This is a genomic window from Paraburkholderia sp. (assembly GCF_035656215.1).
Lineage (GTDB): Bacteria > Pseudomonadota > Gammaproteobacteria > Burkholderiales > Burkholderiaceae > Paraburkholderia.
Genome location: NZ_DASRSY010000173.1, coordinates 1 through 13,812 on the forward strand (window position 1 = coordinate 1; position 13,812 = coordinate 13,812).

A 13,812-nucleotide genomic window follows, 5' to 3' on the forward strand; every position below is an offset into this window, starting at 1 on the left:
AGTTTATCCGATGCCCACGAAGCCGCAAGCATCGCGATGGTGGCAGCAAGATAAGGCAGCGCCGAGAGCCAGCCGGTTTCGACCATGCCGAGCGTCGAACCGTTCTTCAGGATCGACGGCAGCCACAGCACGAAACCATACACGCCGATGCTCCAGCAAAAATACTGCGCGCACAGCTTGATCACAGCGGGCGTGCGGAACGCTTCGCTGTAGTTACGCATCGGCTTGATCGCGGCCTGTTCGGCGCGCAAGGTTTCGGCGAGGTCGTCCTTTTGCTGCTGCGTGAGCCACGACACCTGCTGCGGCTTGTCCTGCACGATGAACCACCAGCACACCGCCCAGATGATCGCGGGCGCGCCTTCGGCGATGAACATGTGACGCCAGCCGAACGAATGCACCAGATAGCCCGACACCACCGACATCCACAGCACCGTCACCGGATTGCCGAGAATCAGGAAGGTGTTGGCCCGTGAGCGCTCGCTCTTCGTGAACCAGTTGCTGATGAAAATCAGCATCGCCGGCATGACCGCGGCTTCGACCACACCGAGCACGAAGCGAATCACCATCAGCGAGGGAATATTGCTGACCATGCCGGTCAGCGACGCGCAGCCGCCCCACAGGACCAGGCTCCAGAACACGAGCTTCTTCACGCTGCGGCGTTCCGCGTAAATTGCACCGGGAATCTGGAAGAAGAAATAGCCGAGAAAGAACAACGCGCCGATCAGCGACGACAGCCCTTTGCTGATGCCGAGATCCTGGTTGATGCCGGCGGCCGATGCGAAACCGAAGTTCGCGCGGTCGAGATAAGCGAGGCTGTACGTGATGAATACGATCGGCATGATCGTCCACCAGCGGCGAATCGCGAGCGATGAAGTCATAGGAGTCTCCTTTGTCGACCCGAGTTAGCGCTTTAGCTGTCGACCCGAGTTAGCGCTTTAGCGCTTACTCGGGTCCCATGCAAAGCACTTACTCGGGTCCCATGCAAAGCGGTCGACCAGAGTTGGTGCTTTAGCTGTCGACATGCAAAGCACTTACTACTCTGGTCCCATACAAGATAATTGCTAACGGCTTCCCGAAACAATGATGGGCTGTCATGGGGCGCTGTTCGAGCGCTCTTGCTATTGTTGCGCTAGCTAGTGCTGAATAGCTGAATGCGCTGGATGCGTCGTTGTGCGTTACAACCGCGCACTCAGGCCGCGCTTGCAACGCGCGGCACATCGGCGCGTTCGAGTGCGTCGAGTTCGGCACGGCTCGGCAGGCCTTCCGAATCGCCGATCACCTGGATCGCCAGTGCACCGATGCGGTTGCCGCGCGCGACCGCTTGCGCGAACGGCTTGCCTTCGAGCAGCGCGCTGACCACGCCGACGGCGAAACCATCGCCCGCGCCGACCGTGTCCACCACCTTCGCAACCGGTTGGCCGGCGATCACGGCGGCATCGTCGGCGGTGCGGAAGTACGCGCCTTGCGCGCCGAGCTTGATGATCACGCCGCGCGCGCCCTGGTCGAGATAAAATTTTGCGATGTCGTCCGGTTGCGTATAGCCGGTCAGGATCTCGCCTTCGCCGATGCCGGGCAGCACCCAGTCAGCCAATGCAGCGAGCGCGTTCAAACCTTCGATCATCGCGGCGCGTGACGGCCACAGCGTCGGGCGCAGATTCGGATCGAACGAAATAGTTTTGCCGGCGGCACGCATTTCACGCGCCAGATGGAACGCGAGTTCGCGCGAGCTCGCGGAGATTGCCGGCGCCACGCCCGTCAGATGGAGATGGCGCGCGGGCAGCACATAATCGGCCGCGTAGTCGGCCAACGACAGGTAGCTCGCCGCCGACCCTTTGCGGAAGTACTCGATGGCTGGATCGCTGCCGTCGTCGTTCTTCGACTTCAGCTGGAAACCGGTCGGGTAGCGCTCGTCGGTGGTGACGCAGCGCTGATCGATACCTTCTTTCGTCAGCGTGTCGCGCACGTACTGACCGAACGAATCGTTGCCGACCCGGCTCATCCAGCCCACCTTGAAACCCAGTCGCGAGAGGCCGATCGCCACATTCAGATCGGCGCCCGCGACGCGCTTGGTGAATTGCCCGACGCCGGCGAGCGCGCCGGGTTCGGCGGCCACGAACATGGCCATCGCTTCGCCGTAGGTGATGATGTCGAGTGCTGCTGCGGTTGTGTTGCTCATCCTTCGCTCCTGCGTGTTTCTGCGTGTTTCTGCGCGTTTCTGTTTGCTGCCTGTTTTTGCGTGTGCTGCCTTGCTTGCGCTTCGCTGCGTATGCTGCCGCCCGTACCGCGTGCACTTCTCCACACGCGCTAGTTGCCGGGCGTTTTTTTCTACCGCTCTCTCAGGTCCTACGCGCCGCTTACGCGGCGGCCAGCCACGCGACGTAGTGCGCCGCGTCCGCATCGATACGGTTCGCATCGAACGGAAACTCAATGCCGCGCGGCACGTGGCGCGGCAGCTTGTCGAGCACCGCGGCGAACTGCGTGTCGCCCGCGGCCGGCGCGGCGGCAAAGCGTCGTGTGCCCTCGCCCACCGTCGTCTTGCAATGGATGTATTCGACGTGCGCAGCCAGCGGTCCTGCCGCATCGAGCGGCGCGACATCGCGCCATGCCCAGTTGCCGATGTCGAAGGTCATGCCGAGGACGCCGGCGTGGCCTTCACGCTCCAACGCGTCGAACAGGCCGACAAACTGCGCGAGCGAGCCGCCCTCGGCCAGCTGGCCGTTTTCGACGACAAGCCGCAGGTTCGCACCGCTCATCTGATCAGCAATCGCCGCGCCACTGGCCTCGGCGGCGAATCCGCCGAGTTGCAGCTTCACGAAGCGCGCGCCGAGCGCCGTCGCTTCGTCAAGCGCGAGCCGCAGTGCGTCGGCGTCGAGGTGTCCGTCGGACGTGTACAGCGATGCAGGAGTCGAATACACCGACCACAGGCCCAGTTCGGCGATCGACTTGCCGAGCGCGCTCAATGCCTGCAGTGCGGCATCGGCTTCGTCGGCGAACAGTTCGCGGCGCACTTCGAACGCCGCCGCGCCAGCCTGCCTGCTCGCATCGGCCCATTTCAGATGACCGCACGTGCGAACCGCGTCCATCCCGAATGCGCTTGCGACGATCACCACGTCAACTACGTCAGCCATGTCGAATTTACTCAAATCTGTCTCTTGATCGGCATTTGGAACCGGTTCCAAACACGTTTCGAAAAAAAGCGCCGAAGCGCCTTGGATGACCGAATAGTGCGCCGAGCCAGTCGCCATGCACCATAGTGGAAATCCCCAGGAGAGCCCGATCAAGCCCCGTCCGCGAGACATAACGCGAGGAACTGCTCGACGACCCGCGACGGCGCACTCGCGTGGGGCACCAGAATCGACAGCCGCCGCGTCAGCGGCTCGGGGCTCAACGAGAACCGGCACAGCGCGCCGTCCTCGTGCCGCATCGACATCGCCGAGACGAAACCGACGCCCATTCCTGCCCGCACCGCCTCCTTGACGCCTTCGACGCCGGCAATCTCCAGCGCCACGCGCATTGGCACACCCGCCCGGGCAAAGGCCCGTTCGACGATCTGCCGCACGCCCGACCCGGCTTCGCGCAACACCAGCGGATACGGCCCGAATGCCGCCAGCTCTGCCCGCCCGCCATTGATACGCAGCCCGTCCGCCATACCCGGCTCGCCCGCACCGCCCGCCTGCGCGAGCGGATGGGTGCGCGGCATGATTGCGACGATCTCGTCCTCACGCCACGCATGCACCGCGGTGTCCGGCGGCAAATCCGCGCCGACCGGCCCTTCGATCATGGCGATATCCACCGAGCCCAGCGCACCGACGATGTCCGAGGTGTTGCCGTCGGCCGTATGCAGCGTCACGTCAGGATAGCGGCGATGAAAGTCGGCGATCAGGTACGGCAGCAGATAGCTCGCGGGCGTCGTGCTTGCGCCGATGCGCAAGGTGCCCTGCTCAAGGCCGCGCAGCGCGTCGCGGTACGCATGTGCCTGCCGCCACGTATCGCGCAGCCGCGTGGCATAGCTGGCGAGTTGCTCGCCGGCGGGTGTGAGGCGCACACCGCGGCCATCGCGCAGATAAAGGGGCTCGCCGAATTCGTCCTGTAATTGCCGCAATTGGCCGGACACCGCCGGCTGCGATAAATGCAGCGCCACAGCCGCCCGGCTGATGTTGCGATGTTCCGCGACGGCGGCAAACGTTATAAGTTGATCCGGGGTCATGGTAGTCGAAGTATCAGTAGAGCCGATACCTTACATTCTAAATCATGATTTTTCATATCGATCTATCTAATTTAGGATTAGGCCTATCGAATCAAGACAGTCATAGGAAGGCGCTACGCCATGCCCACCGCTCATCTCACTGCTTCTGCCACACCCGCCGGATCTTCGGGATCATCCACCCGCGGCCAGCTCAACGGCATTCTGTTCGTTGCGCTGTTTGCCGCAGCCGTGACGCGCATCGCTGCGATTCCGGCCATCGCCGGTTTGGGTCTGAGCCCGCTGATCGTCGGCATCGTGGCAGGCGCCATTTACGGCAACGCGCTGCGCGACGGCATGCCCGAAAGCTGGGCGGCCGGCGTCAACTTCTCGGCGCGCAAGCTTCTGCGCATCGCGGTGGCGTTTTTCGGGCTGCGCGTCAGCCTGCAGGAAATCGCCCAGGTCGGCTTGCCCGGACTCGCTGAATCGGTCCTGGTCGTCGCCAGCACGCTGTTGATCGGCACATGGGCCGGCATGAAGATCATGAAGCTCGACCGCGACACGGCCCTGCTCACGGCGGCAGGCAGCGCGATCTGCGGTGCGGCTGCGGTGCTCGCGTTCGAGTCGACGCTGCAATCGAGGCCGCATAAGAGCGCAATGGCCGTGGGCAGCGTAGTGCTGTTCGGCACCCTCTCGATGTTCCTCTACCCGGTGCTGTACAAAGCGGGCTGGCTGCATCTCGACACGGTTGGCGCGGGCCTGTTCTTCGGCGGCACGATTCATGAAGTGGCGCAGGTGGTAGGCGCGGCGAGCAATGTAAGCCCCGAAGCGACCCATATCGCGACCATTGTCAAGATGACCCGTGTCATGCTGCTGGTGCCGGTGCTGCTGATCGTCGGCATGTGGGTGAACCGCTCGGCACGCAACGCCGCAGCAACGGCCGAAGACGGCAAGCAACACGCTCCGCGCAAGCTGGCGATTCCCTGGTTCGCGCTCGGCTTCCTTGCCTTCGTCGTGATCAACTCGCTGCACGTCCTGCCCGAAAACGCGACCAGCACGCTGAACATGCTCGACACCTTCGCGCTCACCATGGCCATGACCGCGCTCGGTATCGAAACCCGCATCGCGCAGATCCGCCAGGCCGGACCCCGCGCGCTGACCACCGGCTTCATTCTGTATGTCTGGTTGGTCGCCGGCGGACTGGGTATCACATGGACCGTCCAGCACCTGCTCGGCTAAAGCGCCCTCGCCTTCCCACCACCCCCGCCGCGTGCGGGGTTTTGTGCGTTCAGGAGAACCATCGGTCACGCATGCGCGGCATACTGGTTGCCGACGTCACCCGTTCATGCAAACCCGTTCATGCAACCGGAATGAGGATCGATCGATGAGCCTGGAACTTTACTATTGGGACGGCCTGCAGGGCCGCGGCGAATTCGTGCGGCTGGCGCTGGAGGAAGCCGGCGCGGATTATGTGGAAGTGGCGCGCGGCGAGCCATCAGACGGCTTGGGTACGGGCGCGATGATGACGGTGATGAAGAGCCGCGACGAGCCCTACCCGCCGTTCGCGCCACCGTTTCTGAAGGACGGCGATCTGGTGATCGCGCAGACCGCCAACATCCTGCTCTACCTCGGCCCGAAGCTCAATCTCGCGCCCTCGGCTGAAAGCCTGCGCTACGTCGCCAACGGCCTGCAACTGACGATCGCCGATATGGTGACCGAAGCGCACGACACGCATCATCCGCTAGCTAGCGCCCTATATTATGAAGACCAGAAAGACGCCGCCAAAGTGCGCGCGCACGACTTCATCGACAACCGGATTCCGAAGTTCATGACGTACTTCGAGCGCGTGCTGAAACAGAACCCGGCCGGCGATAAGTTCATGGTGGGCGATGCGCTCACTTACGTCGACTTGTCGATGTTCCAGCTGATCGACGGTCTGCTGTACGCGTTTCCGCGCGCGCTCAAGCGTTTCGGCGAACACTATCCGCGCCTCGCGGCGCTGCACGACGCGGTGATCGAGCGGCCGAACATCGCCGCGTATCTCCAGTCCGACCGGCGCATCGAACATAACGAGGCCTGCGTCTTCCGGCACTACCCGGAACTCGACAAGGCGGGGACTTGACCCACGCCGCTCTCCTTCGCGCACCCTCCGCATCGCGCCCGCTTCCGACAGCGGGCGCGATGCTGTTACCGTACGCACATTTCTTCCACCCATCACGCTCTCTACTGCCGACGTGCTTTCATTCCTGCTGAAGCTGCGCACCCGCGCCCAAACCCTGTTTCGTCTGTCCGACGCCCATACGATGCTGGTCTGGTCGGTGGTGGTCGGCGTCGCGGGGGCGTTCGCGACGATTGCCTTTCGCGAGGGCATCGCGTTGCTACAACTGGCGGCTGTCGGCAAGTCCGGCAGTTTCGTCGAAATGGCGCGCGGCTTGCCGTGGACGGTGCGTGTGTGGTTGCCCGCCGCGGGCGGCCTGATCGCCGGCTTCTTTCTGCTGATCGCGCAGCGTCACCTCGACAAGGGCAATCACATCGACTACATGGAAGCGGTCGCGATCGGCGATGGCGTGGTGCCGGTCAAGCTGAGCTTCTGGCGCAGCGTGTCGTCGCTGTTCACGATTTCGAGCGGCGGCTCGATTGGCCGCGAAGGGCCGATGGTGCAACTGGCGGCACTGGCTGCGTCGCTGATCGGCCGCTGGGTGCATTTCGATCCGCCGCGTCTGCGCCTGCTCGTCGCATGCGGCGCCGCAGCCGGGATTACCGCCGCGTACAGTGCGCCGATTGCCGGTGCGTTTTTTGTCACTGAAATCGTGCTCGGCTCGATCGTGATGGAAAGCTTCGGCCCCGTGGTGGTTTCGGCGGTGGTCGCCAACATCACGATGCGCGAGTTCACCAGCTACAAGCCGCCATACGAAATGCCCGTGTTTCCGCCGGTGGCGGGTGCTGAAGTTCTGCTGTTCGTCGCACTCGGATTGCTATGCGGCGCGGCCGCGCCGCAGTTTCTGCGGCTGATGGACTTTTCGAAAGCAAACTTTCGCAAGCTGCCCCTGCCGCTGCCCATCCGGCTGGCTTTAGGCGGTCTGATCGTCGGTATTCTGTCGGTGTGGACGCCCGAGGTGTGGGGCAACGGCTACAGCGTCGTCAACTCCATTCTGCATTCACCGTGGACATGGACCGCACTCGTCCTCGTGCTGGTGTTCAAGATCGTCGCGACGTCGGCGACCGTGGGGTCGGGCGCGATCGGCGGGGTATTCACGCCGACGCTTTTCGTCGGCGCGGTAGTCGGCTCGCTGTTCGGCCTTGGCATGCACGCGTTGTGGCCGCACGGCACCTCGGCGCCGTTCGCCTATGCGATGGTCGGCATGGGCGCGTTTCTCGCCGGCGCCACCCAGGCACCGCTGATGGCGATCCTGATGATCTTCGAAATGACCCTCAGCTATCAGGTCGTGCTGCCGCTGATGCTGTCATGTGTGGTCGCGTATTTCGTGTCGCGCGCGATCGGCAAGACGTCGATGTACGAAATCACACTGCGCCGCAACCAGGAGGAGCAGGAGCGCAGCCGTCTGCGCGCCACGCAGATGCGCGAGCTGATCCGTCCCGCCGAAACCGTCGTGCCACCGAATGCGACCGTGCAGGATATGACGCGCGTGTTCCTCGAATATCCGGTGAAGTATCTGTACGTCGCCAACGAGTCCGGCGCGTTTCTCGGCGTGGTCGCGCTCAAGGACATCACCTCCGATCTGCTCGACAAGCGCGATACCTCTACGAAAACGGCCGCGGATTATCTGCAGCCGCATTTCGATGTGCTCACGCCGGATATGCCGCTCGGCGTTGCGTTGCAGCACTTCTTGGCGTTCCAGGGGGAGCGGTTGCCGGTAGTCGAAAGCACTGCGGATCCGAAGCTGGCGGGGGTGGTGTACAAGACATCGCTGCTCGATGCGTATTTCCGCATGAATCCGACGCGCTAGGCGGGGCTGGGGCTTTCGGGCTTTCGGGCTTTCGGGCTTTCGGGCTTTCGGGCGTTCAGGCGTTCAGGCGTTCAGGCGTTCAGGCGTTCAGGCTTTCGGGCTTTCAGGCTTTCAGGCTTTCAGGCTTTCAGGCTTTCAGGCACCGAGTCGCTTGATCGCTGGACCGTTCATCAAGCCCAGGCGGCACGGCGCGGCGGCTCCCTACATGTCCTTCCCAGTCCGTGCAAAGCGCGGCAGATTCTCTACAATGAGGAGACCGCTGCAGCGATTGCAAGCAGCGAGCGTTACGCCAAGACGGGCGCACCGAGACGCCCGCCCTTCGATCGGAGCGAAGATGAGCGAACCGTCCCTCGACGCCGTACGCCGCGACCAGGCGGGCTGGATTTTTCTGCATATCGAAGGCGAGCCCTACGATCGTGGCGAACAGCACGGCCAGTTGCTCGCCACTGAAATCCAGAACGCGATCCACACTGCCCGCTATCTTGCGAAATGGGATACCGGCGAAGATTTCGATACCTTCGTCGACGCCGCCGTCGCCCAGTTCGCCAACAAACTCGACACTGAATTTGCCGACGAAATCCAGGGCATCGCCGACGGCGCGAAGCTGCCGTTCGCCGAAGTGCTGGCGTGGAACGGTTACATGGATCTGCTGCAAAGCTGGTGGCCGAGCCACGCGGCGGCCCAGCAACCACAGCTCGGCCTGAAGCCGTGGCGCGGGCGCCGCGGCCATCACTGCAGCGCGTTCATCGCCACCGGCAATGCCACCCGGGACGGCCGCATCGTGATGGCGCACAACTCGTGGGACCGGTACGCCGCGGGCGACGCGTTCAATGTGGTATTCGACATCGTGCCGGATCGCGGCAACCGCATCCTGATGCAAGGCCTGCCCGGCTGCATCTCCAGCCTGACCGATTTCTGGGTCACCCAAGCCGGCCTGATGGTCACCGAAACCACCATCTCCAACTTTGTCGGCTACAACGCAGCGGGCGCACCGGAGTTCTATCGCTCACGGCGCGCCTCGCAGTATGCGAACAACATCGGCGAATGGTGCGAGATGTTCGCGGTCGCCAATAACGGCGGCTATGCGAACAGCTGGCTGCTCGGTGACACCAAAACGGGCGAGATCGCGCGCTACGAACTGGGGTTGCACTATTCCGGCTTCGAAAGCACGAAAGACGGTTTCTATAGCGGCTACAACACCGCGACCGATCTGAAGATCCGCAACCAGGAATGTATCGGCGAAGGCGAAGACTATACGGACGTCCGCAAGAACGGCGCGCGCCGGTTGCGCTTCATGCAGCTCGAAGAAATGCATCACGGCAAGATCGACGTCGAACTCGCGAAAGAGATGATCGCCGATCATCACGACGTCTATCTCGACCGCAACGATAACCCGTGCTCGCGCACCATCTGCGGGCATCTGGAACTGGACGACGCGCGCTTCGGCGGTTCCGATCAGGGGCCGTTCAATCCGTGGGGCGCCAACGACGGCAAAGTGGTCGACAGCGACATGGCGCGCAATATGGCGTTCACCGCCCGCTGGGGGCATCCGTGCGGCCGCCCATTCGACGCGCAGGCGTTCATGAAGCGCCATCCGCAGTGGAACTGGCTCAACGGCTATATGCGCGACCGGCCGTCGTGGCCGTGGACGCGGTTCGATGTGCTGCGCTAGACGAGACATTTATTGCAGCGCAATATAAACGCGGCACGACCGTTCGCGACCGCGTTGCCTTTTTCCTGCCATCATGTGAAACCTAAATGAGGTTTTGTCTCTTTTGCGCGCGCGCCGCAGCGGATTGCCATCTAAGATGGTAAATGCACGCTGCCCGCATAGCGCAACGCCGCGTGCAGGTTGCGCCCTCCCTTCGACGCGGGGACGGCACAGCGTTTGCTCAACTGTTAGCGCCGCTGAGCTTAGGAGGTCGGGCGATGAAAACCTCGACACTGTTGACCATGGTGACGCTGTCAGCCTCGTGTTTTGCCGCGCCGGTTCATACTGCGACGGACAGCACTGCAGCCAATAGCGTTGCCGAACGCGCCGACGCCGCACCCGTCGCCCCTGCCGCGCCGGACGTCGCTGTCACGGATCAGAATCGTCCGCAACAATGGCAATACATCGCATTGCCCAAGTCGCGACATCTGGAGCGAAGCTTCACGGGTCAGAACGAACACTTGCAGACCTGAAAACACTCTCCCTCGGAGCGCTTGCATGACCGCATCGGCTATTCCCGGCGAATCGATTGATCTGCAGATCGCCGACGTTTTGCGCGAAGTCAGTTTCCCGACTTACAAGGACGCGCTAGTCGACTTCGCGCGCGAAGCCGGTGCAAGCAACGAAGTCCTGTCGATGCTCGACGGTTTGCCGGAGCAAGATTACGCCGACGTGGCGTCGGTGACGCGCCTGGTTAGCGGCAATTACGGGCCGGGTCTCGGGGCATGACGGGAAAGCCGGTCCTGACGCTGAACGCGCTTTCCTCCGATCTGAAACCCGCTGCCGACTGGATCCAACGCTCGCCACATTCGGGTGGCACGAGCGGCATCGAGCGAATCGAAGCCTTCTTTCATCATGCCGGTTATGCCATGCACCGGCACGACACCTATGCAATCGGTCGCACGCTGGCCGGCGTGCAGAGCTTCCGCTATCGCGGCAGCACGCGTAACAGCTTGCCCGGCGGCACGATGGTGCTGCATCCCGATGAACCCCACGACGGCCAGGCCGGCACCCGCGACGGCTTTCATTACCGGATGATCTATGTCGACCCGGCACTGTTCCAGCAGGTGCTCGGCGGCAAGCCGCTGCCATTTCTCGAAGGCGGCCTGTCGAACGATCCGCGTCTCTTTGCTGCCACCGAAAGCCTGTTGCGCGCAATGGACTGCGCAATCGACTCGCTCGAACAGGACGACGCGCTCTACGAGCTGGCCATCGCGCTCGATGCCGTGGCGGGTACGGCGGCAACGCGCCGTCCGGTGGATTACCTCGCGGCGGAGCGGGCGCGCGAATATATGCTTGGCTCGCTCGATAGCGCAGTGACGCTCGACGAACTGGCGGCAGCCGCTGGCCGCGACCGCTGGAGTCTGTCGCGGGATTTTCGTGCGCTGTTCGGCACGAGTCCGCACCGCTATCTGACCATGCGCCGTCTCGATCTCGTGCGCCGCCTCGCGGTTCAGGGCGTGTCGCTCGCCGACGCATCCGCAGCGGCCGGCTTTACCGACCAGAGCCATATGACGCGGCATTTCAAACGGGCGTGGGGCGTTGCGCCGGCGCATTGGCTCAGGATGCTGGGGCCGTCGACGCGCGGCGCGCGTTAAGCGGCAACGCGACGGCTATTCCGCTGTCTGGCGGCCGCGCGCACAAACGTACAAGACCCGATAGCGCCTTCCGCCCTACGCTGGTGGCTGACACCTACCGCTCAGGAGGAGCAACTCGATGTCCACTCATCAAACGATTCAACCGCCCCACCGCGCCATCAACTTCGCTGAAAAGCTGCAGCTCATCAGCGACCAATGGCAACCGCGCGTCGTCGCGGAAATGAACGACTACCAGTTCAAGCTGGTGCGCATCGAAGGCGATTTTGTCTGGCACGAACACGCCGACACCGACGAAACGTTTATCGTGCTCGACGGGCAGTTGCGCATCGACATGCGCGACGGGTCTGTCCAGCTCTCGGCAGGAGAAATGTTCGTCGTGCCCAAAGGCACGGAGCACAAGCCGTATGCTGAACGCGAGGTCAAGCTGCTGCTGATCGAACCGCGTGGCGTGAAGAACACCGGCGAAGAAAGCAACGAACGCACTGCGGCGAATGACGTGTGGATCTAGGCCATCGCAACCGAAGAAGATAACCCAGATGCGCAGGACGATGCCCTGCGTTTCGAAGGTGTGCTTCAGGCTCCTGCGTATCGCACGCCCGTCAGAGCGGTGAGGACGCCAGGCTTCGCGCCCGCGAAACCGGGTGCTTCGGCCGCGTCGCGTCGCCCGGCAAGGCGGACACCGGCAGGTCGTCGGCATAAACCGGCGAGCTGACAACGGCACGCCGCGGCATCAGGTCATGTGAATCGCGTGCGTGCTCGTCGGTTCGCTGGAAATGCGCGACCAGGTGATCGATAAAGGTGCGCACCTTGGCCGGCAAATGAAGGCGGCTTGGATAAGCAATCGTGATTTCGACTTGCGGCAGGCGGTAATCGCCGAGCAAAGGCACAAGGCGCCCGGACGCCAGATCCCGGCCGATCAGATAGCTCGGCAAAATCGCCACGCCCATGCCCAGCAGGGCGAACTGCCTCAGCATCTCGGTGTTGTTCGCGGCAATCGCGTTGGTAGGCCTTACCCGCACTTCGCCGTCCGGTCCGGTGAATACCTTTTCGTCGCCGCCCTGCTCAGCAGTCCGGCTCAGACACGGGTGCGTCAGCAAATCTTCAGGGCGGGTCGGTGTGCCGTGCTGCTCGAGATAGGCGGGCGTCGCGCAGACCGTCATATAGCCGGTAGTCAAACGCCGCGTGACGATGCTCGCGCTGCGCATCTGCCGCGCGACCATAATGCCGACGTCGAAGCCCTCGTCCACCAGATCGACGTGGCGATCCGCCAGCGTGACGTCAGGCATCACATCCGGATAACGCTCGGCGTACGACTGCACCACCGGTGCAAGACTATGCAGCCCGAACACCACCGGCGCGACAATGCGCAAGGTCCCGACCGGTTCGTGATTGCGCGCCACCACCATCTGCTCGACGCCTTCCAGGTCGTCGAGAATGTGGCGCACGCGTTCCAGATAGGTCGTGCCGGATTCTGTCAGCGAGAGGCGCCGCGTCGTGCGATTGAGCAGCCGCGTGCCGAGGCGTGCTTCCAGATCGGCGACATGGCGCGTGACGACGGCAGTGGAAAGATCCAGCGCGCCCGCCGCACGAACGAAACTGCCAAGGTCGGCCACCTTGACGAATACGCGCATCGACTGCAATTGATTCATGGGACGACTCCTGCCTCGGTAAAGCCGGGCCGGCGCAACGCTGCCGCCTGTGTCGACCCGCACGACAAGGCGCGCGCGGACTTTGCCCAACGATTCGATTGTATCGACCCGACCATGTCCCAACCCTGACCTGAACATGACAATCCGGTCAGGTTTCTGAGGCGCTCGCGACACTATTGCGAGGCTTATTGCGGATATTAGATAGGTATAAACCCTTAGATGCTGGTAATATAGCGCCCGAAAGGAACACATCGCTATGCCACATCGTTTTCAGCTTCTCGAAAAAATCGCGTTTTCACTGGTTTGCTGGTCCGCCGCAGCCTGTTCGGCCTTCATCGCTTATGAGCGGTGCCCGGACATCAAGGTCGTCCTGCATGTCGGTGAAGAAGTCCTGCGCTACAGCGGGCAGTATTCGTTCGTCTGCGCCACGCCGGTTGCGGACGCCTGCGCGCAGTTGCCGGCGAGCTGATTCGTCGGTATTCGTCAGACTATCTGATCGTTTATCCAGCTGCACCGCGTGTGCGGCGGCCCGGTGCGCTTTAACCGCGCGCATCCTCCGCGCCGCCTACGCGTCGCGCCCGAACACCGCGCGCGCGAAAAATCCCGCCAGCACCGTTTCAGCCATCTCCGCCGACACATTCTGCGGATCGACCGTGTGGAAGAATTGCACACCGTCGCACAACCCCATCAAACCCATCGCCAG

14 protein-coding genes and 1 pseudogene are annotated in these 13,812 nt (G+C 62.9%); 9 read left to right on the forward strand and 6 right to left on the reverse strand.

All coding sequences use genetic code 11. The annotated features are described in order from the left end of the window. The 4 genes from VFE81_RS09905 to VFE81_RS09920 all read right to left on the reverse strand — a co-directional run. Window positions 1-878, reverse strand: an 878-nt coding sequence (locus VFE81_RS09905) for an MFS transporter (protein ID WP_325044424.1), incomplete at its 3' end; no start/stop codon positions are given. Between the two features lie 311 nt (window positions 879-1,189). Beyond that, window positions 1,190-2,176: a sugar kinase gene (locus VFE81_RS09910; protein WP_325044425.1), complete on the reverse strand. Its 987-nt coding sequence runs from the start codon at window positions 2,174-2,176 to the stop codon at window positions 1,190-1,192. Window positions 2,177-2,354: 178 nt separating this feature from the next. Continuing rightward, on the reverse strand, window positions 2,355-3,128 hold the full coding sequence (locus VFE81_RS09915) for a sugar phosphate isomerase/epimerase (protein ID WP_325044426.1): 774 nt from the start codon (window positions 3,126-3,128) through the stop codon (window positions 2,355-2,357). Window positions 3,129-3,277: 149 nt separating this feature from the next. After that, on the reverse strand, window positions 3,278-4,207 hold the full coding sequence (locus VFE81_RS09920) for a LysR family transcriptional regulator (RefSeq protein ID WP_325044427.1): 930 nt from the start codon (window positions 4,205-4,207) through the stop codon (window positions 3,278-3,280). Between the two features lie 120 nt (window positions 4,208-4,327). Between VFE81_RS09920 and VFE81_RS09925 the strand changes: the two genes are divergently transcribed. From VFE81_RS09925 to VFE81_RS09960, 8 genes are all read left to right on the forward strand, one after another. Further along, window positions 4,328-5,422 (forward strand): YeiH family protein, encoded by a 1,095-nt coding sequence (locus VFE81_RS09925; RefSeq protein ID WP_325044428.1) that lies wholly within the window; start codon window positions 4,328-4,330, stop codon window positions 5,420-5,422. 145 nt (window positions 5,423-5,567) lie between these two features. Next, window positions 5,568-6,305 (forward strand): glutathione S-transferase, encoded by a 738-nt coding sequence (locus VFE81_RS09930; protein ID WP_325044429.1) that lies wholly within the window; start codon window positions 5,568-5,570, stop codon window positions 6,303-6,305. Between the two features lie 112 nt (window positions 6,306-6,417). Next, the gene (locus tag VFE81_RS09935; protein WP_325044430.1) at window positions 6,418-8,151 is read left to right on the forward strand and encodes a ClcB-like voltage-gated chloride channel protein; all 1,734 of its coding nucleotides are present in this window, start codon (window positions 6,418-6,420) and stop codon (window positions 8,149-8,151) included. Window positions 8,152-8,485: 334 nt separating this feature from the next. Next, window positions 8,486-9,823, forward strand: coding sequence for a C45 family peptidase (locus VFE81_RS09940; protein WP_325044431.1), 1,338 nt, complete (start codon window positions 8,486-8,488; stop codon window positions 9,821-9,823). Window positions 9,824-10,080: 257 nt separating this feature from the next. Continuing rightward, window positions 10,081-10,335 (forward strand): hypothetical protein, encoded by a 255-nt coding sequence (locus VFE81_RS09945; RefSeq protein ID WP_325044432.1) that lies wholly within the window; start codon window positions 10,081-10,083, stop codon window positions 10,333-10,335. A 25-nt stretch (window positions 10,336-10,360) separates the two neighbouring features. After that, window positions 10,361-10,591: a DUF2795 domain-containing protein gene (locus VFE81_RS09950; RefSeq protein ID WP_325044433.1), complete on the forward strand. Its 231-nt coding sequence runs from the start codon at window positions 10,361-10,363 to the stop codon at window positions 10,589-10,591. Further along, entirely contained in the window at window positions 10,588-11,460 is an 873-nt protein-coding gene (locus VFE81_RS09955; RefSeq protein WP_325044434.1) for an AraC family transcriptional regulator, read from the forward strand. Before VFE81_RS09950 ends, VFE81_RS09955 begins: the two co-directional genes overlap by 4 nt. Before the next feature lie 118 nt (window positions 11,461-11,578). Beyond that, complete coding sequence (locus tag VFE81_RS09960) at window positions 11,579-11,968, forward strand: cupin domain-containing protein (protein WP_325044435.1); 390 nt, start codon at window positions 11,579-11,581, stop codon at window positions 11,966-11,968. A 91-nt stretch (window positions 11,969-12,059) separates the two neighbouring features. On the opposite strand, the gene VFE81_RS09965 is transcribed toward VFE81_RS09960, so the two are convergent. Then, window positions 12,060-13,109, reverse strand: a complete 1,050-nt coding sequence (locus VFE81_RS09965) for a LysR family transcriptional regulator (protein ID WP_325044436.1) — start codon at window positions 13,107-13,109, stop codon at window positions 12,060-12,062. A 256-nt stretch (window positions 13,110-13,365) separates the two neighbouring features. On the opposite strand from VFE81_RS09965, the gene VFE81_RS09970 reads away from it, so the two are divergent. Continuing rightward, window positions 13,366-13,578: a hypothetical protein gene (locus VFE81_RS09970; RefSeq protein ID WP_325044437.1), complete on the forward strand. Its 213-nt coding sequence runs from the start codon at window positions 13,366-13,368 to the stop codon at window positions 13,576-13,578. Between the two features lie 96 nt (window positions 13,579-13,674). Here the strand turns inward: VFE81_RS09970 and VFE81_RS09975 are convergent. Then, window positions 13,675-13,812 (reverse strand): annotated as a pseudogene (locus tag VFE81_RS09975) (TetR/AcrR family transcriptional regulator); the annotation flags it as partial.